The following is a 22,013-nucleotide window of genomic DNA, read 5'->3' as shown; positions in this document are numbered from 1 at the left end:
CGCCGGAGCTGCACCTGCACCTGGAAGAGGGCGAGAACGTGGCGCTGATTGCGAAGCTGCAGCAGGACGCGAAGTTTCCGGATGCCGAGCAGATCGTGACGATCGACGGCCTGCGCGTGGAATATGCGGACGGTTTCGGCCTGGCGCGCTCGTCGAACACGACGCCGGTGGTGGTGATGCGTTTCGAAGGCGAGTCGCAAGAGGCGCTGGAGCGCATCCAGAACGACTTCAAGCGCGCCATTCTTGCCGCCAAGGCGGACGCCAAGCTGTCGTTTTAACGCTCTCTGCATGGCGTCGATGAAGATTTTCTAACTTACGTCAAAGTGAAGTAACGAAAGGCAATCTATCTTGGATACAGCACACCGAAACATGGTGACACTACAAGGGTGCCCGGACTGCTAGGTGCACAGGCTGCAGAAACGGTAAGGGAGCTGCGCCGGCATAAATGGGAATGCGGCGCGATTCAGGGACATTATTTATTTGACGGAAGAAAAACAACAATGTTTATCGATACCCGACAAGTTGAACAAGGCACCGTGGCAGAGAGCACGGTCTGTATCATCGGCGGCGGCGTTGCCGGCATCACACTGGCAATGGAGTTGGACAAACAGGGGATTGACGTCGTTCTGCTGGAAAGCGGGGGCTTCAAGCCGGATGACGGCACACGCGATTTGTATCGCGGCGAGGATGTTGGCGAATGGCGCTATAACTTCGCCGACGGCAGCCGCAGCCGCTTCCTCGGGGGCAGCAGCAACTGCTGGGGCGGCTGGTGCCGTCCGCTTGATCCCTGGGATTTCGAAAAGCGCGATTGGGTCGATCACAGCGGCTGGCCGTTCGGGCTGAATGAAATGATGCCCTACTACGACCGCACGCACGCGCTGCTGAAGCTGGGACCGAACAATTTCGATCCCGACTTCTGGGAGCGCTCCATCGGTCGTTCCGATGTGCGTCGCATGCCGCTGGTGTCCGGCAAAGTGCGCGATACGATTTCGCAATTCAGTCCGCCGGCGCGCTTCGGCAAGATGTATCGCGAAACACTGAAGAATTCGAAGCGCATCCGCGTCTATCTATATGCGAATGCCACGAATATTGACACTGACAGCACGGCGCAGAACGTGTCACGGATTCAGGTCGCGACGCTGACAGGCCGACGGATGGACGTCAAGGCGCGTTTCTATGTGCTGGCCACCGGCGGCATCGAAAACGCACGCCTGCTGCTGGCCTCGAACAAGGTGCAGGCAGCGGGCCTTGGCAACGGCAACGATTTGGTCGGACGCTTCTTCATGGACCATCCGCGCCTCTTGACCGGCAATATCCGCTTCACCAAGGATTGGTCGCGCAACAAGCTGTCGGATGTCAAGTACCACTACATGAACGCCGCGGTGGCAGCGCACGGCACACACGTCGCCCACCAGTTCGCACTGACGCCGGAAACGCTGAAGGAAGAGGGAATCCTCAATGCACGCGTCTGGTTCAATTCCATTTTCCCGGGCGAAGGCAGCGAAGGCGCGCAGGCACTGTTCCGCATCAAGCAGGCATTGCTGCAGAAGGATCAGCAGGACTGGAGTCTGACCAAGGATATCCTGACCATGGTCGGCCATCCGCTCGATACGCTGGGTTACGGCTATACCCGCCTGTTCCAGCCGCGCTGGCTGATCCAGGGTGTGAAGTTTCAGCTCATTGTCGAGCCGGAACCGGATCCGAACAGCCGCGTCATGCTGTCGCCGTCACAGAAGGATCAACTTGGCATGAACCGCGTTCGTGTCGACTGGAGATTAACCTCGAAAGTACAGCGTACTTTCGATCGCACCTTGCAGATTCTCGCCGACGACATGCGCCGCAGCGGCGTGGCGCAAGTCGAGCTCGATCCGGCGATCGAAGGCAAGAAATGGCCTTCGGATCTGGAAGGCACCTGGCACCACATGGGGACGACGCGCATGCACGATTCCGCCAAGCAGGGTGTGGTCGACCGCAACTGCAAGGTGCACGGCATGGGGAACCTGTTTGTTGCCGGCAGCTCGGTATTCCCGACTTGCGGCGCCAATTTCCCGACCATCACGCTGGCCGCGCTGGCATTCAGGCTCTCCGAACACCTGGTGCGCGAAGTGAAGCGTCCAACCGCCGATCTGGCGATGGAGGCCGCATAGCCAGACTGAACCACTAACTACAGCCAGACGGAATCCGCGAATGGAGAGTGTTTCTCAATAGGGCAATGCTCTCCAGGCAGACTCTCATCCTTCCGGTTTGCATGGCCTTGCCTTCGCCATCGTCTGACATGCCAATCCACTGTAATCATCGGAACTCCGATCATGTCGACACACAAAACCATCCTCGTCACCGGCGCCGCCGGCTACATCGGTTCGCATACCTGCGTGGAGCTGCTCGCCGCGGGACACTCTGTGGTTGCACTCGACAACCTGTGCAACAGCTCGCTCGAGTCGCTCAAGCGGGTAGAGAAAATTACCGGACATCTGATCCCGTTCTATGAAGCGGACATCCGCGACCGGCTCGCCTTGAATGCATTGCTGAAGACGCATCGTATCGATGCCGTCATTCACTTTGCCGGACTGAAGGCGGTCGGTGAATCCGTCAGCCAGCCCTTGTCCTATTTCGAGAACAACGTCGGCGGCACGGTGAATCTGCTTGAAGCACTAGGCGAAGCGGGAGTAAAGAATTTTGTGTTCAGCTCTTCTGCGACGGTGTACGGCGACCCCGAATCGGTACCCATCCGCGAAGATGCACGCCTGTCGACCACCAATCCTTATGGCCGTTCCAAATTGATGGTCGAACAGGTGCTTGAAGATCTTGGCAAGTCCGATCCGTCCTGGTCGATCGGCGTGCTGCGCTATTTCAATCCCGCCGGGGCTCACCCCAGCGGCCTTATCGGCGAAGATCCTCGCGGCATTCCGAACAACCTGATGCCATACATCGCACAGGTTGCCGTGGGGCGCCGAGAGAAACTTTCGGTGTTCGGCAACGACTATCCGACACCTGACGGCACCGGCGTGCGCGACTATATTCATGTCGTCGATCTCGCCCAGGGGCATGTTGCAGCGTTGAGAGAAATCTTTCGTACGGGCCGCAGCTTCACGGTCAATCTCGGTACGGGGCAGGGGTACAGCGTACTGGAGATGGTGCGTGCATTCGAACTCGCAAGCGGCCGTCGCGTTCCGTATGAAATCACTGCGCGCCGGCCCGGTGATATCGCCACTTGCTATGCCGACCCGATGAATGCATGGAATGTGCTTGACTGGCGCGCCCGCAAGGGACTGGAAGAAATGTGCGCGGACCACTGGCGGTGGCAGAGCCTGAATCCGAATGGATTCCAGGTCGAGCCAACCGTGAAGGCTGCCTGAAAGCATCGTATTCATCCATGAATGGTGCAACGGACGACAAGGACACATCAGCTTGCAGATGAAAAAATTCTTACTGCGCGGCGTACTGGTCGCCGCATTCGCAACCTTCGGGTTTTCCGCATGCGGTGAAGAACCATCCTTCAGCAAGGAGACATTGGCTGCCGCCGACAAGCTGGCCAAGACCAAGAAGTCATCCGTTCGCAGTCCGTTCGGCCAGAACGAAGATGAATACGTGCTTACCTTTGCCGACGAATTCGATTCCTTCAACCGCAAGCTTTGGAATGACCATATCTGGTACGAACGTCCCAATCCCACCAAGAATTACACGGTCGAAGATGGGAAGCTGAAGATATGGCCGCAGCGTGACGCATCCGGGAAATTCTTCAACCGCACCATCGATACTGATGGCAAGTTCGAGCAGCGCTACGGCTTTTTCGAGATTGAAGCCAAACTGACGAAAGGCAAGGGCACCTGGCCTGCGTTCTGGCTATTCGCACATCCTGACAAGCGCCGTCCAGAAATTGATGTCATGGAGGCCTACCCCGGAGGCGAGGCCCCGTGGGGCTATACCGACGCTGATGGCGTGTCACGTCCAACAGCTTATGGCGCAACGGTGTGGTACGACGAAGGTGTGAAGGCAGGGGAGTACAAGCATAACGTCGGCAAAGATTTGTCCGCGCGTTTCCACCGCTACGCCGTCAAGTGGGAACCTGACCGTCAAACCTTTTACTTTGACGGCAAGCCCGTACATACGGTAGAGGCCAGGATGACTGACAGCATGTATATCATGCTCGATCTCTGGTTTGGCAGCTCCAGTGGAGATCCTGACGCGAGCACACCCCAGGGCAAGTCCAATTCTTTCGAGATCAATTACGTGCGCGCCTGGCAGATGAAGCGCTTCATCAATCAGTAATCAATTTCCTGCGCCGCACACGCTCTTCATGCCCTCATGCATGTCTGTTGGCACAGGACTGTCATGCGCCCATTCCGCGATTTTTCTCCTCATACCCAAATGCAGCGGATTTTTATGAATTTCGTTGCGCTGCAGCCATCCGAGACGGAGGGTGCAAGACGACTCTATTTCCTGCCAAGGAATCTGATGTCCCGAAATCATTGCAATAAACGCAAGCTTGTGCAGGTAACATTTACCAAGCACGCGAACATTTTGTTACATTCTCCCTAAAAAATTTCAAAGTTCCCCGGAACCATTTCCCAAAGGAAATGCTCTGAAGAAACTCTTGTTGCCTACAAGCACGAGCGTTATCTATTTCAGATGGGGACTACCTTGACTAATACATCATTTCACCGCTTCTCGGTATCGGCGCTTTCGTGCGCAGCTGCTACCGTCCTTTTAGCTGCCTGCGGCGGCGGCTCCGGCGAAACCGCCACCGACGGCGCTTCAACGCAAAGCAGCATGATGCTGCCGGAGGTTGCTGTCAGCACCACAAGCTGGACACGTTGTGCTGTTGAAAACGCGACTTGTAATTTTACGGGCACGAGAACCGTACGTTATGGCTTGGGCGATAAGTGGGCAACTCGAACTGTTACTGGCCCGGTTGCTTGCAGCAACAATATTTTCGGCGATCCTAATCCCGGCGCGGACAAGGTGTGTGATGTGGCGACTACGACTACTGCACCCGCACCCGCACCCGCACCCGCACCTGCACCTGCACCTGCACCTGCACCTGTATCCACAACGACGTGGACTCGTTGCGCCAGCGAATACGGTACATGTAATTTCACCGGCACCAAGACTGTTCGTTATGGCCTGGGCGACAAGTGGGCAACTCGTACTGCAACCGGCTCCATCGGCTGCAACAACAATGTCTTCGGCGACCCCAATCCGGGCGCAAACAAGGTTTGCGACGTAGCGACGACTACAACAGCACCTGCACCTGCACCTGCACCTGCACCTGCACCTGCACCTGCACCTGCACCTGCACCTGCACCTGCACCTGCACCGGCAACGACATGGACTCGTTGCGCCAGCGAATACGGCACATGTAATTTCACCGGCACCAAGACTGTTCGTTATGGCCTGGGCGACAAGTGGGCAACCCGTACTGCAACCGGTTCCATCGGCTGCAACAACAATGTCTTCGGCGACCCGAATCCGGGTGCAAACAAAGTCTGTGATGTATCTTCGTCCTCGACAACCACAGCACCAGCACCAGCACCAGCACCTGCACCTGCACCCGCACCCGCACCGGCACCGGCACCGGCACCGGCACCCGCACCGGCACCGGCACCGGCACCGGCACCTTCGGCCGCAACGCCTTTCGGCCAAGATGCCAATGCCTATACATTGACCTTCACCGAAGAGTTCAACAGCTATAACGCCAGCTTGTGGAATGACCATATCTGGTACGAGACATCCAACCCGACCAAGAACTACACGGTCGAAGACGGCAAGCTCAAGATCTGGCCGCAGCGCGATGCATCGGGCAACTTCTTCAACCGCACCATCGATACCGACGGCAAGTTCTACCAGACCTATGGCTACTTCGAAATCGAAGCCAAGCTACCGGTTGGCAAAGGCACCTGGCCTGCCTTCTGGCTGTTCAACCACATCAACGATCGTCGTCCCGAGATGGATGTGATGGAAGCATACGCAGGCGGCGCAGCACCATGGGGCTTCAACGTCAATGGCGTGGCGCATCCGCAGGCCTATGCACCGACAGTATGGAAGGGAGACTATGAAGGCCAGCTGGTCGGCTCGCGCCAGTACGATACCGGCATGGATCTGTCGGCCGGCTTCCACAAGTATGCAGTGAAGTGGGAACCGAACAAGCAGACCTACTATTTCGATGGCAAGGAAGTGCTGACGCTGAACGTGTCGATGGGTGATCCGATGTACCTGATGCTGGACCTGTGGTACGGCAGCGCGTCCGGCACGCCGGACAATTCGACACCGCAAGGCAAGTCGAACTCCTTCGAAGTCAACTATGTACGCGCCTGGAGATTCAAATAACTTGTTCTAACGCTCTTGATCACATTGGCATCATTTCAAGGCGATCACTTTAGCGAATGACAAGAATGCAAAAAGGCCGGCTGAAAAGCCGGCCTTTTTTTGGTTCAACAGCCGCTTGAACTTATGGAAATGCAGAAACGGTAGGCAGGGCATGTTTGCGTATCGGAGTTCCCCACGCTTTGGTTGTCGTAGTTCCGCTGTTGCATGAACAGGTACATAAAGCTGGGGCATACATGGCTCAGTTCCCAGCCAATCGCCGGAAAACGTAGTACGGCTTACATGGAAATAAAAAAGAAAGTTGATGAAAAGATAGGTATTTATGGTGTTTTAAACAGGTAATCCGTAGCAATTTGATTCATTTCGGAAAAAATATTCCGAAAAATTGATGATTGTCGGAACCATTTTCCGGAACGCAAGCTCTGACATTGCACTTGCTGATGAGAATTATTGGCTACCATCAACCGGACGACAAAGGAAACGAAATGTTTAAAACTTCCCTCAACCGACTGACTATCTCCACACTGTGTTGCGCCTGCACAACCGTTCTCCTCGCTGCATGCGGTGGTGGCGGCTCGGATACTGCTGCCGATAGTGCAACACTGGCTGCAACTGCACAAGTTCAAACCAGTCCCGAGACTACCGTCGCAGCGTCTGCAGCAACACCCGTAGCCACACCCGCAACGACCGATACCTCGACCGCGACTACCAGCAATAGCTCAACCGCAACTTCTGGTGCTTCCATTCCTGAGGCTACTCCCGCCGCACCCTCCGAAGCCGCAACACCGTTTGGCCAGGATGCAAATGCTTATAAGCTGACCTTCACCGAAGAGTTCAACAGCTATAACAGCGGCCTTTGGAATGACCACATGTGGTACGAGACATCCAACCCGACCAAGAACTACACGGTCGAAGACGGCAAACTCAAGATCTGGCCGCAGCGCGATGCATCGGGCAACTTCTTCAACCGCACCATCGATACCGACGGCAAGTTCTACCAGACCTATGGCTACTTCGAAGTCGAAGCCCGTCTGCCGGTCGGCAAAGGCACCTGGCCCGCCTTCTGGCTGTTCAACCACATCAACGATCGTCGTCCCGAGATGGATGTGATGGAAGCATACGCAGGCGGCGCAGCACCATGGGGCTTCGACGTCAATGGCGTGGCGCATCCGCAAGCCTATGCGCCGACAGTATGGAAGGGCGATCAGGAAGGCCAGCTGGTCGGCTCGCGCCAGTACGACACCGGCACGGATCTGTCGGCCGGCTTCCACAAGTATGCAGTGAAGTGGGAACCGAACAAGCAGACTTACTATTTCGATGGCAAGGAAGTGCTGACGCTGAACGTGTCGATGGGTGATCCGATGTACCTGATGCTGGACCTGTGGTACGGCAGCGCGTCCGGCACGCCGGATGATTCGACACCGCAAGGCAAGTCGAACTCCTTCGAAGTCAATTATGTGCGTGCCTGGCAGTTCAAATAATCATCTTGCCGCATCACGATTTATATCAATCTCAAGCCCTGCCATGTCAAATGAAGTCGATGGAGTTTTTTGACTGGCAAGGCCGTTGCGCACTATCAGAAATCGATGGCCAAGCTAAGGCCAGTGGATGGCGAGCGCAGCGCGGCCAGGCAGGAAAAAGACGATCGTATGCCATGGTCTGAGTTAACACTGATATTAGTAAATCGGAGGCGCTTTAAAGGCGCATCGAAATGTAGCATGTGACGCGAACTGGTTGCTCGCGTTTTCCAGGCTGGCGATACACATCGCCAGCCTTTTTTTATTGCCCCGTTTGACTTCGCTTGAAGCTAGAGCGGTTTCCGCTCACCTGCCTGCCGATACCGTACAGATTGGCGCCGGCACTGCATTGTGATTCCTTGCTTCGACCTCGACTAGGCTGTGTTTGATAAGCGTTGCGAGCGGTTCAGATTGGCGCAGAGGCGCGCACGCATATGCCGGGAACGCTGAGCACCGCAGGCGCCAATCCGGATCGCGCAGCAGCTTATCAAACACAGCCTAGGCCGGTCAGGGCAAAAACGCTCTAGCGGGTCAGTGCTTTCGTCCATTCTTCATTGCTCCCACCTCGACCTCAATCGCACAGACGCCGAGACCGACGCTGTTCGCCTTCCAATGTGTTGTTTGTTAGCTGCACAACACATTCATTCCGTCAAAAAATAAATGCAGTTTATTGACATTTTCTCGGAACCAATTCCGACAAGCAATGCTCTGATGAAACGTTGCCGCTTGGAATATCGGCGAACGCTACTTAACTGGATAGGGGACTTACCATGCAAAACTCGACTTTTCACCGTTTCTCGATTTCGACGCTGACGTGCGCTTGCGCTGCTGTGCTGTTGACCGCCTGCGGTGGCGGTGGCTCTTCCGAATCGATTACCGCAGCTCAAACTTCCATTAGCGCGGAACAGCCGCAGGTCGCTACCTCTACCAGCGCGACTGGAGCAAGCAGCAGTACAGCAGTGGCAGTACAGCCTGCTGATTCAGGCACCGCAACCACTGCCGCAACGATCGATGCAAGCGCTGACAAGCAGACTGAAACAGCACCTGCAGCCGTTCAAACTCCTGTTGCCGAGACGACTTCCGAGTCGACACCGACGCCGACGCCGACACCTGCATCTACCCCTGCACCTGTATCGACACCGACGCCGGCGCCGACATCGACACCTGCATCTGTGTCGACCCCAGCTCCGCTGCCCGCACCTGCTCCGACATCCTCTCCGGCACCTGCGCCCGCCACCGCGGCCGCAATGCCTTTCGGCCAGGATGCCAGCGCCTATACTTTGACCTTCTCCGAAGAGTTCAACAGCTATAACACCAATCTCTGGAATGACCACATGTGGTACGAGACATCCAACCCGACCAAGAACTACACGGTCGAAGACGGCAAACTCAAGATCTGGCCGCAGCGCGATGCATCGGGCAACTTCTTCAACCGCACCATCGATACCGACGGCAAGTTCTACCAGACCTATGGCTACTTCGAAGTCGAAGCCCGTCTGCCGGTCGGCAAAGGCACCTGGCCCGCCTTCTGGCTGTTCAACCACATCAACGATCGTCGTCCCGAGATGGATGTGATGGAAGCATACGCAGGCGGCGCAGCACCATGGGGCTTCGACGTCAATGGCGTGGCGCATCCGCAAGCCTATGCGCCGACAGTATGGAAGGGCGATCAGGAAGGCCAGCTGGTCGGCTCGCGCCAGTACGACACCGGCACGGATCTGTCGGCCGGCTTCCACAAGTATGCAGTGAAGTGGGAACCGAACAAGCAGACTTACTATTTCGATGGCAAGGAAGTGCTGACGCTGAACGTGTCGATGGGTGATCCGATGTACCTGATGCTGGACCTGTGGTACGGCAGCGCGTCCGGCACGCCGGATGATTCGACACCGCAGGGCAAGTCGAACTCCTTCGAAGTCAACTATGTGCGTGCCTGGCAGTTCAAGTAATACTGATTGCGCATCTCCTTGACAAGGGAAACCGGAAAATTCTTGGCCGGTGCGACGAGGAAGCAGTCAATGGCGACGCCATTGGCTGCATATCATTGGCTGCATATTCCAGGGAGTTGGCATAACAAATTCTGGTGTCCTGTGTGGAGCGCACGAAATGAAGAGAGACGGTCATGTGCACCGTCATACTCATTGAATAAGACGTTGAAGAGGTGTGTGCCGCATTGGGTTATCCCTTCCATCGCCACTGCTCAATGAAGAGCGTTGCGGAAACTTGAATGCATTCAACCAATAGACCTCTTCGATCATTCGGATCGTTTGAAAGGCCGGCTGCTTAGCCGGCCTTTTTCTTTTGGAGGGTAGGGCATTGAAGATGAGCCGTAGGCTCTTTCCTGCTTGCTCTCAAAGCGTCTTATGTCCTGCAGTGTATGCATTGCAGAGGGCATGCAACACGGAATAGGCAGACGCATGCTTGCCTATGAGACGACTTGTTTCCTCTCCTGAAAACGAGACAGCGCAAGCTTGGGCTTACTCAAACTGTGGGCACCTTAAACAGGAATACAAGGCTTCCCTATCGTGTCGAAGAGGAGAGTGCTTGCTGCAATGTCGTATCGCACAAGCATGCACGCCTTTGTTGGGCGAGTTGAATGGCTCAGGATGCAAGATCGAAGTTGGCAAAGCCATGGCCTATCTTTTGCTTCAAATGAATTGTCTACCTACAGTCAGCAGGGATAGGCAATATTGGTGTAAAGGAGACAACCTTGGATGTGGGACGATTCTCGCAAAGGATCACATTCAACGGTGAGACAAGAGTAAAGAGGCATTCGTAAATTCGCGCAGCGAGCAGTGTAATTTCTTCTATCCTCAGGCACAGGGAGTATGGGCGACGGAAGATGACATGGGTGGAGGCTTCGGCGCGGAGAGCGATATATCTTCTTCAATAACGCTGTCAGGTAAAAAATAATGTTCAATGAACTCAGTGTTGCTTGCTTTGAAAATGAAGTTCCATCCTTTGTCGAGTCGGCGATGGAGCGCTTGTATGGAAATATCTTTTCTTCGCTGCTGGAATTCAAGGTTTATGGATGGGTGGCAGGGACGACCAGCACCTATGTCGTAAGTGAAAATGGAGAAATCAGGACCCTGCTGCTGTTCAAGAAACAGCAGCGGAAAGTGCAGGTGCTCAATGAAGGCATCTGCCTGCAGGAAGATGAAATGCGCCGCTTTTCCAACTTCATTTTTTCAAAATATGAAGATGTGGACGCTATTTCCTTCAAGGCGATTGAGACCGATATGAAAAGACTTTCGTATCCGCATCAACGCTTCAATCATCTGGAAGACCTCACGCTGAAGCTTCCTCCCGGCAGGGAAAGCTATCTTGCCAGTCTTGGGAAGAACACCCGTCGCAATATCAAGCGCTATACGGAGCGATTGCAGAAGACCTTCCCGTCATACCAATTCAATGTCTACGAGGCGGCCGCTATTCGCGAAGAGGATCTTCGCGCGATGATTGAGTTCAACCGCCGGCGCATGGCGGGAAAGAACATCGAGTCGGTCATCGATGAGGAAGAGACGCGTCGCATCATTACCCTTGCGAAGGCATGCGGCCTGGTGGGTATCGCAACAATCGACGGCCGGATTGCCGCCGGTGCCTTGAGTTTTCGCGCCGGGCAGAACTACTTTCTGAATGTGCTGGCACATGATCCGTGCTATGACGATTACTGGATAGGTTTTCTGTGCTGCTACCAGACCGTATGTGAATGTATCGAGCGCGGAGGAGACGAGTTCCACTTTTTATGGGGGCGCTACGATTACAAATTCACGTTGGGCGCTGTTCAGCGCGACCTCGACAATGTGACGGTCTATCGTTCAAGGATAAGACAGATACTGCATCCCGGACTGGCCTGGACTCAGGCCAAGAACGGATACCTGCGACAGACCAAGGTCTGGCTCAAGTACGGCGAAACCGACCTGGCTCATCAAGCGCGCCATGTGCTCAAGCGCGTGCGGGATATGAAGCGGGCGGCGGGCAGTATTGTGCATGGCAGGACTGCGACCTGAGTGTCCTTCCGAAACCGGCGCGAAGCTGCAACTGGCGTTCACGCTTCGATACCTGGATGTTATGCCTCATGGCATAGGCCGGGTATCGTATCCGCGCTCTGGCTCAGCAGTTCTATTCCGCCTTCTCTTCCACGACTTTGCCGCTACAAGCTTTGTAGCTGTTCCACTAATGGGCAGGTGGAATTACAAAAGATGCCGTGCATCAAAAGCTGGCGGAGTTTTGCCTCATTTCATGATTTACGTCATTTGCCGTAACGATGCAAACACTACCATTAGCCCATGACAAAACTTGCACTTATCACCAACGAGCCGCCTCCGTATCGAATTCCGGTTTTCAACCGTATCGCACGTGTTCAAGGCATTACGTTACAAGTTATTTTCTGTGCTCGCAGAGAACCAAACAGGCATTGGGATTTGCCTGCGTTCGAATTCGATCATTGTTTCCTGCGGGAACGCATAACAACGGTCAAGGGCCGGTATATCCATAACAACCCGGATGTTGTGCTTGCATTGAATCGTTTCAAGCCGGATGTCATCGTCTCCGATGGCCTCAATCCCACCCAGCTATATGCGTTTGCGTACGCGATGTTCAAAGGCATCCCGCATATACCGCTTACCGATGGCACTTATGAATCCGAGTTGGGATTGAGTCGGGTGCACAAGGCGATACGCCGCATCGTATATGGAAAATCCAAGGCGTTTCTCTCCGCCAGCATGGGCGGCCAGCGCTTGTTCGAAAGTTATGGGGTGACGTCGGAACAGTGTTTCAAGTCCTATCTGTGCATAGACAATGATGCCTACCAGCGTACTCCAGAATATGATGGCAAGAAATACGATCTGATTTTCTGCGGTCGCATGGTCCCTGAAAAGGGGCCGGTCTTCGCACTAGAAGTGGCCGAAGCAATGGCGCGGCGGCTTGGACGCCGGGTCAGCATTCTGTATGCCGGCTCCGGGAGCGAGGAAGCGCGACTGAAGGCGGCCGCACAGGGCAAGCAGAATCTCGTGCACGCCCATTTTCATGGCTTTGCCAAGCAAGGCGAATTGCCTGGACTATATCGTTCGGCTCGTCTGTTCCTCTTTCCAACGCATGCGGATGTTTGGGGCGTCGTAGCCAATGAAGCCTGCGCAGCGGGCTTGCCCGTCATCGTGACGCCGTATGCCGGGGTTGCCGGCGAACTGGTGCAGGACGGTGAGAACGGTTATGTACTTGATCTTGATGTTGAAGCCTGGGCGGACAAGGCGGCGACGCTGTTGACGAATGTGGAACTGTGGGAAAGTTTTTCGCGTCGTAGTCTTTCCCTGGTCAAGGAGTACAGCTTCGACAATGCGGCGCTTGGCGTCGTGGATGCTTGCCGCTATGCATTATCGTCGGGTGCTCCGCGCAGGGAGACACGGGCAATCAGTTCATAATAAGCGGGCAGTCGCATGGTAGCGGCTGTAACGAGTCCTGGGGAGGAGCTTTCGATACACGGACGTGACTGTGGGTGCCGGATGGTTGCGAAAGTTGCCGGAAGCAAGAGTGAAAAAGAGTGGAGTCAATGATGGGCCCTATGTTTACCTGTTCAATCGATGACGGTCATCCGTCCGATATGAAGACAGCGGAACTGCTCAGCAAACATGGTTTGAGCGGCACCTTCTTCGTGCCTATTCGCAATTGCGAAGGCGATGCCGTCCTCCCGGACGAAGAAATTCGCGAACTGGGCCGCCGGTTTGAAATCGGCTCGCATACGATGGATCATCGGTATTTGAAAACCGTTGACATCTGGCATGCCTACCATCAAATCATGGACGGCAAGAAGTACCTTGAGGATGTCCTCGGCCGTCCGGTCAATGGCTTCTGCTACCCCGGTGGCCGATACAAGCAACGGGATGTTGAACTAGTGCATGCCTGCCGTTTCACTTATGCCCGCACCACGATGAATCTGTGCTTCAACGCAGGCAAGCGACCATACGAGATGCCTACCACGCTGCAGTTCTATCCGCATGACCGTTCCGTCTATATCCGCAATTTCGGCGGCTCGGGCAATTGGTTGGATCGGGCCGCCGGTCTGCAGCTGGCCCTGCAGCACGGAGACTGGATCAAGCGGCTCTATGCGATGTTTGACTACGCGGTACGCACGCGCGGCGTTTTTCATCTATGGGGACATTCAAAACAGTTTGATGAACTGAACGCCTGGAAACAACTGGATGACTTCTTTGCCTATGTTGCCCAAAGTGTGGCGGCGCAGGACAGGCTCAGCAATGAAGAGCTTGCAATACGCTCCTTGTGGGTGCCCGAGACACGGACGCCGGTCGTGGAATCTGTTTGAGAAAGGCAGCAATCCGCCCAAGACGGCGTGTGATAGATAAGCGTTGCTTACTATCCGTACGCGTGCGCTCCTCGGCGCGACTTCGAACCGCTCGCGCCGCTTATCAAACAGCTTGGTGATGTACAGTGCAGGAGCACTTCACAGTGGAGTGCTTCCAAGCTGACCGTATGTGTCCTCTAATTAGAGCGGATTGCGGATGAGGGTACGGAAGCATCGGTTTGCCTTGGGATGCAAGGCAAGGCGGGAGAAGCGCCGTGTGGCGGGCCACACCAGCGACGACCAACGTCGCCATGCGCCCAAGACAAGCCGAGGCGACCGACCATCCATCTGCAATCCGCTCTAGGCACCATCCTCACATTGCCGCATGCATGCTGGCGTCTCTTCTCAACCTCTTTTATGCGCTCTCGGCCTCTCTCTGGCCTTCTTTCTCAGCCTCTGCACGCGCAGCTTCCCCCATCGCCTGCCGGTGAATGCCCATCGTCGCAAAAGTGCGCGATGCGACGCCATGTTCAAAGCCTGCCGCAGTTTCCAATACATGCGCTCCCAGCAACGGTCTCGCGCCATCTTTCATCTTCCGGTTCGCCAACCGCTGCATGAACTCTTTCACCTGGTGCTTGCTCCGGTATAGCCCATTGCCCGGCGGGATGTCACCGGCGGCGCCGTAAGAAATCATTTGCTCCGGCGTATCAACACCAACGCTCTTCAGCGCATTTCGATAATGCGCGGCGACCGCTGCGCGAAAGCCGTCCGGGTCCGCACCGAGGCGTTCGAATGCCTTGCGGGCTGTGCAGTCGGGCAGGTCCAGCGCAGCCAGGACAAAATGTTCCAGCCCTGGTTCCTTCTCGCCATCGGCATTCGCATGGCGCTCGGCTGAAAGACATAGGCTGTTGATCGTACGGATGTCGTTGATGCGCTGCTTGAGCATGCGGAACATGGGCAATCCTATGAAAGTTCGTCGGTATGAATCAATCCGGCAAGGCGCTTGTGCGCTGCCTGTTTGGATACGCCGAGCGCGTCGGCGACCTGCGTCCATGACCATCCCTGCCTGATGGCATTGGCCACGGCAACCCGTTCCAGTCTGTCTGCCATGCGGCGAAGCGCAACAACAGCGGCGAGTGCATCTTCGGGATTGTCTGGAGAGGGTAGGGAGGTGAGATCAAGCATGCGTCAATCTTAGTTGACGCGTCTGCCGCCGTCAATAGAGGTTGACGAAGGACCTGGTGGAATGCTTTTCGGCAAAGGATGCCTTTTAAACTGACCCTCGCGGGCTGACGCGGAGCCAGCACCGTACGAGAGGCGGATCAGCGATTTACAGTTAAGCCAATGTCAGCCCGCTGCGAATCCCTTGCGCTTTGCACTGCACGGGAGGTATCCATTTTCCCGTTCCGACTTTGCCACGCATCACTTCACCTTACTTGCCGGGCCTGGGCAACATCGTCTGAACGCTTCATCTGCGACATGTATGCCGATGCATCGGCAAGTGGATTGTTCACACGGGCGACATATTGCTCGCCGAGCAATTTGGAGGCTTTGGTATTGATATGGTTGGCATCCTTGTAGAGCGCAACATTGCCCATGTATGTAACGCATTCCTGCGTGGTGCACATGATCTTCTTGGGATCGATGATACGTGCCGAAGGATAGTGTGCCTGTACCTTCTCGATGATCTGATCCACGGGTGTCTGGGTTTGCGCGACGAAGCCGTAGGGGATGTTGCAGTTGCGGTCCGCCGGCATCCAGCCGCGCGTGCGGTGCAGAATGCACTGGGAGAGGTCGGGTTCGAAATAAGGGTTGTCTTTGAAAATGACGGGTATGGCACCTGCCTCCACGATCTTACCCGCCATATACATCATTTCCTTTTCCAGATCGCGCCAGGGTTCCGAAGCCCAGAATCCCGCCATGACCACGTATTTCACGCTTGGTGCGAGGGCAAGCAGATCGAGGTTGCGCTGCTGGCAGGTGTCCGGACCTTTCTCGGGATGCTTGTCGGTGACCTGCAGCGCGGTGGGAAAGCAGGTGCCTTGCACATGGTAGACCGCCTTCACTCCGGCCTCCTTGGCCAGCGCATCGACGAAGGGCTTGAAATGATGTGCATGCGAGTCGCCCATCAGCAGCACCTCCGCCTTGGTCCGGCTGGTGTCGCCGAATGCGCAGTTGGCCATCAGATAATCCATGGTGACCTTGTGATAATCCTCTGCCCTGATGGAGCAGGAACGGGTAAGGTCGCGTTCGAAGGAGTAACTGGAAATCAGTTCGCGCATTTCATTCGAAAAACGGTATGGAGCGCCTTCGGTCACGTACGACACCAGGCCAACCGACATGAATGCGGCCGCGGGCAGCGCGTAGAGCCGCACGAATGCTTTCTTGAAATTCAAGCCTTTGCTTTTTCGTACCGGGGTCTCGACATACTTCCAGGTCAGCCAGGAAAGCAGGAAAGCCAGCGCCACCGCACCGATGCCGACCCAGAGCGTGATATCGATGCGGCGATAGCGCAGGAAGGAAAAGATGGGCCAATGCCACAGATAGAGGGAATAGGAGATGAGTCCTACCGATACCATCGGCCGGCTTGCCAGCAAGGGCCTGAGCATGTTTTCCCTGGTACCCGCATAAATTACGAGGGCGGTGCCGATGCATGGATACAGGGAATTAACGCCGGGAAAGGGAGTCCCTTTTTCGATCATGAACATGGAGCCCAGCATCAGGCCCATGCCGAGCGTCACCAGCGCGTTGGAAGCGCCGGCTGAACGCAACGGATATTTCTGAGAGATGAAATAGGCCAGTGCTCCAATGATCAGTTCATGCGCTCGGGATGTCAGCAGGAAGTAGGCTTTGATTTCGCCGGTCTTGAATTCCGAAAGGATGGCGAACGCCGTCCCTGCTGCAAGAAGGACTGGAATGATCTGCTTGCGGCAATAACGAAAGAGCAGCATCAGGACAACAGGAAACAGGAAATAAAACTGTTCCTCGACTGACAGCGACCAAGTGTGCAGGAGGGGAAATTCCTCGGTTCTCTGGCCGAAGTACCCCCAGCTCAGCATGGAAAAAAATACGTTTGACAGGAATGCCCAGGATGCGGCTAGCGAAGTCGTATAGAAGATATAGTCGTTCGGTATCAGCAGGTAGGAGGAAATGATGAACGTCACCAGCGCCACCAGGATATACGCGGGAAAGATGCGCTTGATGCGACGCGTATAGAAATCGACAAAGGTGAAGGTGCCGGTCTCCATGCCCTTGGCGATGAGTCCTGTAATCAGGAATCCGGAAATGACAAAGAAGATGTCAACGCCCACAAAACCCCCGGTCACGATGACCGAACTCGCATGGAATGCAATAACCGCCAGTACGGCGATGGCACGCAAGCCATCAATATCCGGACGGTAGGCGAGATGGGCAGCCTGATTCATCAATTTCTCCTGTCGCAGAATGCAAATGACATTGGTTACGGGAACGCCAAAAATTATCAAGAAGGCACTATGATTACACTGGCACGCATTACCAATTTGATATCTCGTAAGAGCAGTTACGGATGCCGCGCAACTGTTGGGTTCCCCTGCTGCCTAAAGCCAGTCCCGAGCCACAATTTTCCGGATTAATTCATTCGGTTCTTTCGACTGGCTAGGCGTGGAAGGTATCCATGGCGGGGCAATGGATGAAAAAGGCAACGCAGCCGGGCGGAGAAAGACTCGGTCTCATGGCACGAAATGGCTTGGGCTTGAAATCCTGGAAGGCGGGATAAATGAGACCGGCATTCTGGAGCCGGTTATACATCCCGCATGAGGGACCGGGAGCCATCTTAGCGAACCGCCTGCCGCGGCGCGGCTCCTTGTAGCAACCCATTACAATAGCGTTGTCACGCCTTGCCTCTGGTGCACTCTGACGTTCCTCGGATATCCCTGCCGATGTGCAGCAGGCTTTGGCGGAGCGAGTCGGCAACTTGTTTTTCCAGTGAGACCGAACTCGAGCCGATCCCGTGACAACCATGCATGCCCGCAAGGCTGTGGCCTTGCTACGCTGATTTCTTGTCCCGATACCATTTCCCCGCATTTCCTCGCTACAAATTTCCAGCTCAGGTCGCTAGAGCGTGTTCACGCTGACCTGCCCGCCGATCCCGGACAGGTTGCCGCCGGCACGGCGTTGTGACTGCCTGCCATGGCTTGGCCATGTCGCGTCGTCGCGCCTTGTTCCAGCGGCAATCTGCTTCGGCCCCGACTAGGCCGGTCAGGGTGAAAACGCTCTGGAGCGGATTGCAGGCATCACAGCCGAGGAAGGCAAGGCCGTCGCGGTGGCGGCTCTGTTCAGACTGGGGTTCAGATGCTTGCGCTGTACTCGCGCCTCCATTCATTCGCATGGCCGGAGGCGCGGTTGCGGCGGAAAATCACGCATCGCCGGCGGGCAGCTTGGCACTGACGAATTGCCTGAGAAATCCAAAGACGAATAGCGTATTGGTGACCATGTAACGCTTGAACAGACGGCGGGGCTCGGAGCCCAGCCGATATAGCCACTCCAGGCCATTGCGCTGCCACCATAGCGGGGCGCGCTTGATCACGCCGGCATGGTAATCGAATGCGGCACCGACGCCGATCATCACCGCGTTGACGCGCCCGCGATGATCGGCCATCCATTTTTCCTGTTTCGGGCAGCCGAGGCCGACAAAAACAACATTGGCGCCGGATGAATTGATCATCTCGATGATCTGTTCATCCTCTTCAAGTGACAGGGCTCGGAAGGGCGGGGAATACGTACCGCCAATGCGCAGACGCGGAAACTGCTTGGCGAGGGTGACGCGCAGCTTGGCCAGCGTGCTTTCCGTGCTCCCGTAGAAAAACACGACCTGGTCGAGACGTTCCGCTTCGTGCAGGTATTTCATCATCAGGTCGGGCCCGTTGATGCGTTCCTGCATGGGATGGCCGAGCCGGCGCAGTGCCCAGGCGATGGGAGCACCGTCGGGAGTCGCCATATCTGCATTGTTCACTGCAATCTTGAATTCGACGTCACTGGTTGTCGTGACTACGGAATGAACATTGCAAATACAAACGTAGCGCGATTGGTGATCCGCTCCCCAGCGCGTGATCTGCCCGACCGCTTCATCCCAGCTAACGGCGTCGATAAATGCTTCCAGGACTGCATGGCCCTTACGCTGCATGGGCTTCTCTTGTAAGTGTGGAAATTGCATCTTCATATATGTCGATCAACAAGTCATAATTGCGTTCCGGCGTGTATTTCGCCTCGTATTCACTGCGGGCTGCGCGGCCCATGCGTTTCATTTGCTCCGGGTTGGCGGCGGCCCAAGTCATCTTGGCGGCAAGGTCGGCAGGATCTCCCGGATTGAACAGCAGCCCGGTTTCGCCGTCGCGCACGATGTCGATCAGGGCGCCCAGCCGGCTCGCAATTACCGGCAACCCGGAAGAAAAAGCTTCGACAATGGTGCGCGGCGAGTTCTCGTAGCAGATGCTGGGCAATACCAGAAACTCTGCGGTACCCATGCGGTTCATGATTTCCGACAGCGAGCGGAAGCCCAGCAGCCGGTCGCCGAATGCTTCCCTCGCCAGGGGCTCCAGCGGGCCGCTGCCGATCACGTCAATGCCAACACCTGGCGCCAGCCGCGAGGCCTGCGCCAGAACATCGAGTCCTTTCTCCGACGACAGGCGTCCGACATACATGCCGCCGCTGCGGCGCTCCCACGTCGGATGCGCGGAAGACGCAACGAAATTCGGTTTGATGCGGAACCGTCCGGCGGGCAGGCCGCCTTCGACATACTTCGCCTGCGCAAAGCTGTTGAGCGCGATATAACGTGTGACGCGATCGCGATAAGTGCCGATGGCGCGGTGGGTTGCCAACATGCTTGTGACTACCGCCGATTGGATTGCGGATTCGCGATAGCATTTTCTGGTCACTGCACGCCAAGGCAGTTTGCCGATGCAATCTTCGCAGACCTTCCCTTCGCGCAGGAAGATCGCCTGCGGACAGAGCAGCCGGAAATTGTGCAAGGTTTGCACCACGGGTACGTGGCGCCGTGCCGCTGCCCAGTAAAGGGAAGGCGAGATCAGGGGGAAAGTGTTGTGCACATGGATGACATCAGGCTGAAAACGCTCGCACAGGCTTTCAATATCGCCCGCGGAACGCTGCGACCAGATGGCTGTCATTGCCGCCGCGGCACGCGGCATGTTGTTGATCGCGTCATTGTGTTGCGCATAGACTTCAACCTCATGCCCGTGATCGCGCAGCAGTGCGACTTCCGCATCGACGACGGCATCCTCTCCGCCGCGATGCTGGTAGGTATTATGGGCAACCAGGACTCTCATCGCGTTCTCCCATGTCGATTGAAATCAAGACTCGCTGCATGCATTGCGTCACCCGACCTTTCTTCCGTGCGCACCGAACACATCATCGTTTCGCTTTCCGGCGGCATGCAGGCAGGCTTGGATGATTCCATCGGCGGCATGATCGAAGGTGTAGCCCGATGCGAGCGTGCGGCTGCGTGTCGAGAAACGCCGGTAAAGCACATGATTGGTCAGCAGTAGCTCCGCCCGATCGATCCATTGAGCCAGATCCAGGCCGCAGATGAAGCCGTTCTCGCCATCCAGCACCAGTTCGCCGGCCACACCGGCCTCCGGTGTCACGATGACAGGCAGTCCCGAAGCGCAGGCCTCGTTGGCGACCACGCCCCAGACATCACGCGCCGTAGGGAAAAGAAAGACCTTGGCGGCGCCATAGAGCGACGGCAATTCATGCTGCTCCGCGTGTCCATTGATGGTGACGTCCACGCGCAGGGCCAGTTTGTCTGCCATGGCATTGAGTTCGGCTTCCTGTGCGCCGCTGCCGACGAAGAGGATGCTGGTTCTGCGGCCCAGGCGGGTCGCCAGGCCATCCGCGACCTGAAGCGCGAAGAGGGGATTCTTGTCAGCGACCATACGTCCGCAGAACATTAGATCGTACTGCTTCTGCTGGGTGTCGGCCTGTTCGGCGTAAGCGTCGTTGTCGATGCACAGACAGGACAGGAAACTGGACTCCCTGGCAATGCTGTAATCGGCATACAGGCGCAGTCCGCCGAGGCTGGCAGCGATGAACGCGCGTGAGCGTGCATAGACAATGCGGCGTACCGCGCGATGCCAGCGCGACAGTGCGGCTTCCGAGATATCGGTACCATCCGTCATCGGCACATGCCCAACGTTGCGGACAACGGCATAGCCAAAGGCATACAGGAAGGTCGGATTGAAGCCCGTCGTGACAATGACATCAGGCGCTATCTTGTTCAGCGCGGTAAGTACGTCAGGATTGTTATGGATATAGTTGGCGCCACGCGAGATATAGCGTTCCTTGAGAAAGACATGATTGAAGCGCAGGGGCGGCAACGCCCACTGTCGATTCGGTTCGCGTTCGCTGCAGAAGACGGCGTGCAGATCGATCCCCGGTGTACGGGCAATGCGTTCGTAAATGGGAATGCGAAAGGGCGGCGGGTGGTTCGTGACGAGCGCGATTCTCAGCCCGGCACTCCTGCCGTTCCGGGGGGAATGGGGCTTGAGTTCCGTAACTTGCGCTGCGTGATTCTTGTTGTTCGTTGATTCTTCCATCAGCAAGTGTCGTATTCGATTAAGACGAGTCCGCGGGATCGCAGCAGCAGATTCCAGGGCTGGAAATGCCAGCCACCGTACCTTTGCCCGCTGCGGTACAACCAGTATTCTTCAGACTAATGCGCAGGCGGAAAGCATTGATTCGGCAGTAGGTGTACGGTTCGGTTCTCCCTTCTGAATTGACAGCAATCTACTGCACTCCAGTTAATCGACCCGACCTGAATATGCCATCGCGGATTTGCCGTACTGAACTTCATTGTGAATCCCATCATTAATGCCGTCCGGTGT

16 protein-coding genes and 1 pseudogene are annotated in these 22,013 nt (G+C 56.0%); 10 read left to right on the top strand and 7 right to left on the bottom strand.

Annotated elements, in window-relative coordinates:
• The 4 genes and pseudogenes from FH061_RS09300 to FH061_RS09285 form a co-directional block, all read left to right on the top strand.
• Nucleotides 1-278: pseudogene (locus FH061_RS09300) on the top strand (phosphomannomutase/phosphoglucomutase); the annotation flags it as partial.
• A gap of 222 nt (nucleotides 279-500) precedes the next feature.
• On the top strand, nucleotides 501-2,147 hold the full coding sequence (locus tag FH061_RS09295) for an FAD-dependent oxidoreductase (protein WP_151635220.1): 1,647 nt from the start codon (nucleotides 501-503) through the stop codon (nucleotides 2,145-2,147).
• A gap of 162 nt (nucleotides 2,148-2,309) precedes the next feature.
• Nucleotides 2,310-3,356, top strand: coding sequence for a UDP-glucose 4-epimerase GalE (gene galE, locus FH061_RS09290; RefSeq protein WP_151635218.1), 1,047 nt, complete (start codon nucleotides 2,310-2,312; stop codon nucleotides 3,354-3,356).
• 58 nt (nucleotides 3,357-3,414) lie between these two features.
• Nucleotides 3,415-4,269 carry a glycoside hydrolase family 16 protein gene (locus FH061_RS09285; protein WP_225984563.1) on the top strand — a complete coding sequence of 285 codons (855 nt, stop codon included), beginning with the start codon at nucleotides 3,415-3,417 and terminating at the stop codon, nucleotides 4,267-4,269.
• 964 nt (nucleotides 4,270-5,233) lie between these two features.
• On the opposite strand, the gene FH061_RS31470 is transcribed toward FH061_RS09285, so the two are convergent.
• Nucleotides 5,234-5,359: a hypothetical protein gene (locus FH061_RS31470; RefSeq protein WP_264158733.1), complete on the bottom strand. Its 126-nt coding sequence runs from the start codon at nucleotides 5,357-5,359 to the stop codon at nucleotides 5,234-5,236.
• 302 nt (nucleotides 5,360-5,661) lie between these two features.
• Between FH061_RS31470 and FH061_RS30365 the strand changes: the two genes are divergently transcribed.
• The 6 genes from FH061_RS30365 (at nucleotide 5,662) to FH061_RS09255 (ending at nucleotide 14,154) form a co-directional block, all read left to right on the top strand.
• Entirely contained in the window at nucleotides 5,662-6,327 is a 666-nt protein-coding gene (locus FH061_RS30365) for a glycoside hydrolase family 16 protein (protein ID WP_192804980.1), read from the top strand.
• Nucleotides 6,328-7,193: 866 nt separating this feature from the next.
• The gene (locus FH061_RS30915) at nucleotides 7,194-7,805 is read left to right on the top strand and encodes a glycoside hydrolase family 16 protein (RefSeq protein WP_225984557.1); all 612 of its coding nucleotides are present in this window, start codon (nucleotides 7,194-7,196) and stop codon (nucleotides 7,803-7,805) included.
• Between the two features lie 995 nt (nucleotides 7,806-8,800).
• Nucleotides 8,801-9,787: a glycoside hydrolase family 16 protein gene (locus FH061_RS09270; protein WP_225984556.1), complete on the top strand. Its 987-nt coding sequence runs from the start codon at nucleotides 8,801-8,803 to the stop codon at nucleotides 9,785-9,787.
• Nucleotides 9,788-10,750: 963 nt separating this feature from the next.
• Nucleotides 10,751-11,845 (top strand): GNAT family N-acetyltransferase, encoded by a 1,095-nt coding sequence (locus tag FH061_RS09265; protein ID WP_151635216.1) that lies wholly within the window; start codon nucleotides 10,751-10,753, stop codon nucleotides 11,843-11,845.
• 279 nt (nucleotides 11,846-12,124) lie between these two features.
• Nucleotides 12,125-13,255, top strand: a complete 1,131-nt coding sequence (locus tag FH061_RS09260; protein ID WP_151635214.1) for a glycosyltransferase family 4 protein — start codon at nucleotides 12,125-12,127, stop codon at nucleotides 13,253-13,255.
• Nucleotides 13,256-13,383: 128 nt separating this feature from the next.
• Nucleotides 13,384-14,154: a polysaccharide deacetylase family protein gene (locus FH061_RS09255; protein WP_225984555.1), complete on the top strand. Its 771-nt coding sequence runs from the start codon at nucleotides 13,384-13,386 to the stop codon at nucleotides 14,152-14,154.
• Nucleotides 14,155-14,548: 394 nt separating this feature from the next.
• Here FH061_RS09255 and FH061_RS09250 read toward each other — a convergent pair whose 3' ends face one another.
• From FH061_RS09250 to FH061_RS09225, 6 genes are all read right to left on the bottom strand, one after another.
• Complete coding sequence (locus FH061_RS09250) at nucleotides 14,549-15,088, bottom strand: Clp protease N-terminal domain-containing protein (protein ID WP_192804979.1); 540 nt, start codon at nucleotides 15,086-15,088, stop codon at nucleotides 14,549-14,551.
• Nucleotides 15,089-15,096: 8 nt separating this feature from the next.
• Nucleotides 15,097-15,318 carry a helix-turn-helix domain-containing protein gene (locus FH061_RS09245; protein ID WP_151635210.1) on the bottom strand — a complete coding sequence of 74 codons (222 nt, stop codon included), beginning with the start codon at nucleotides 15,316-15,318 and terminating at the stop codon, nucleotides 15,097-15,099.
• A gap of 242 nt (nucleotides 15,319-15,560) precedes the next feature.
• Nucleotides 15,561-17,558: an acyltransferase family protein gene (locus FH061_RS09240; RefSeq protein ID WP_151635208.1), complete on the bottom strand. Its 1,998-nt coding sequence runs from the start codon at nucleotides 17,556-17,558 to the stop codon at nucleotides 15,561-15,563.
• Between the two features lie 971 nt (nucleotides 17,559-18,529).
• The gene (locus FH061_RS09235; RefSeq protein WP_192804978.1) at nucleotides 18,530-19,297 is read right to left on the bottom strand and encodes a WecB/TagA/CpsF family glycosyltransferase; all 768 of its coding nucleotides are present in this window, start codon (nucleotides 19,295-19,297) and stop codon (nucleotides 18,530-18,532) included.
• The gene (locus tag FH061_RS09230; RefSeq protein ID WP_151635204.1) at nucleotides 19,287-20,456 is read right to left on the bottom strand and encodes a glycosyltransferase family 4 protein; all 1,170 of its coding nucleotides are present in this window, start codon (nucleotides 20,454-20,456) and stop codon (nucleotides 19,287-19,289) included. Before FH061_RS09230 ends, FH061_RS09235 begins: the two co-directional genes overlap by 11 nt.
• A 48-nt stretch (nucleotides 20,457-20,504) precedes the next feature.
• On the bottom strand, nucleotides 20,505-21,725 hold the full coding sequence (locus FH061_RS09225) for a glycosyltransferase (RefSeq protein WP_151635202.1): 1,221 nt from the start codon (nucleotides 21,723-21,725) through the stop codon (nucleotides 20,505-20,507).
• Between the last annotated feature and the right edge of the window lie 288 nt (nucleotides 21,726-22,013).

Origin of the sequence: Noviherbaspirillum aerium, from assembly GCF_008929045.1 — a bacterium.
Lineage (GTDB): Bacteria > Pseudomonadota > Gammaproteobacteria > Burkholderiales > Burkholderiaceae_D > Noviherbaspirillum > Noviherbaspirillum aerium.
This window is presented reverse-complemented; position numbering and strand designations above follow the sequence as displayed.

What these genes read in the sequence shown, in the direction of transcription:
- FH061_RS09230 (WP_151635204.1), bottom strand. Translation starts at nt 20,456, where the DNA reads ATGAGAGTCCTGGTTGCCCATAATACCTACCAGCATCGCGGCGGAGAG.
- galE (WP_151635218.1), top strand. Translation starts at nt 2,310, where the DNA reads ATGTCGACACACAAAACCATCCTCGTCACCGGCGCCGCCGGCTACATC.
- FH061_RS09255 (WP_225984555.1), top strand. Translation starts at nt 13,384, where the DNA reads ATGATGGGCCCTATGTTTACCTGTTCAATCGATGACGGTCATCCGTCC.
- FH061_RS09265 (WP_151635216.1), top strand. Translation starts at nt 10,751, where the DNA reads ATGTTCAATGAACTCAGTGTTGCTTGCTTTGAAAATGAAGTTCCATCC.
- FH061_RS31470 (WP_264158733.1), bottom strand. Translation starts at nt 5,359, where the DNA reads ATGTGCCGTATTCGCTGGCGCAACGAGTCCATGTCGTTGCCGGTGCAG.
- FH061_RS30915 (WP_225984557.1), top strand. Translation starts at nt 7,194, where the DNA reads ATGTGGTACGAGACATCCAACCCGACCAAGAACTACACGGTCGAAGAC.
- FH061_RS09250 (WP_192804979.1), bottom strand. Translation starts at nt 15,088, where the DNA reads ATGTTCCGCATGCTCAAGCAGCGCATCAACGACATCCGTACGATCAAC.
- FH061_RS09285 (WP_225984563.1), top strand. Translation starts at nt 3,415, where the DNA reads ATGAAAAAATTCTTACTGCGCGGCGTACTGGTCGCCGCATTCGCAACC.
- FH061_RS09235 (WP_192804978.1), bottom strand. Translation starts at nt 19,297, where the DNA reads ATGCAGCGTAAGGGCCATGCAGTCCTGGAAGCATTTATCGACGCCGTT.
- FH061_RS09225 (WP_151635202.1), bottom strand. Translation starts at nt 21,725, where the DNA reads ATGGAAGAATCAACGAACAACAAGAATCACGCAGCGCAAGTTACGGAA.
- FH061_RS09240 (WP_151635208.1), bottom strand. Translation starts at nt 17,558, where the DNA reads ATGAATCAGGCTGCCCATCTCGCCTACCGTCCGGATATTGATGGCTTG.
- FH061_RS09260 (WP_151635214.1), top strand. Translation starts at nt 12,125, where the DNA reads ATGACAAAACTTGCACTTATCACCAACGAGCCGCCTCCGTATCGAATT.
- FH061_RS09245 (WP_151635210.1), bottom strand. Translation starts at nt 15,318, where the DNA reads ATGCTTGATCTCACCTCCCTACCCTCTCCAGACAATCCCGAAGATGCA.
- FH061_RS09295 (WP_151635220.1), top strand. Translation starts at nt 501, where the DNA reads ATGTTTATCGATACCCGACAAGTTGAACAAGGCACCGTGGCAGAGAGC.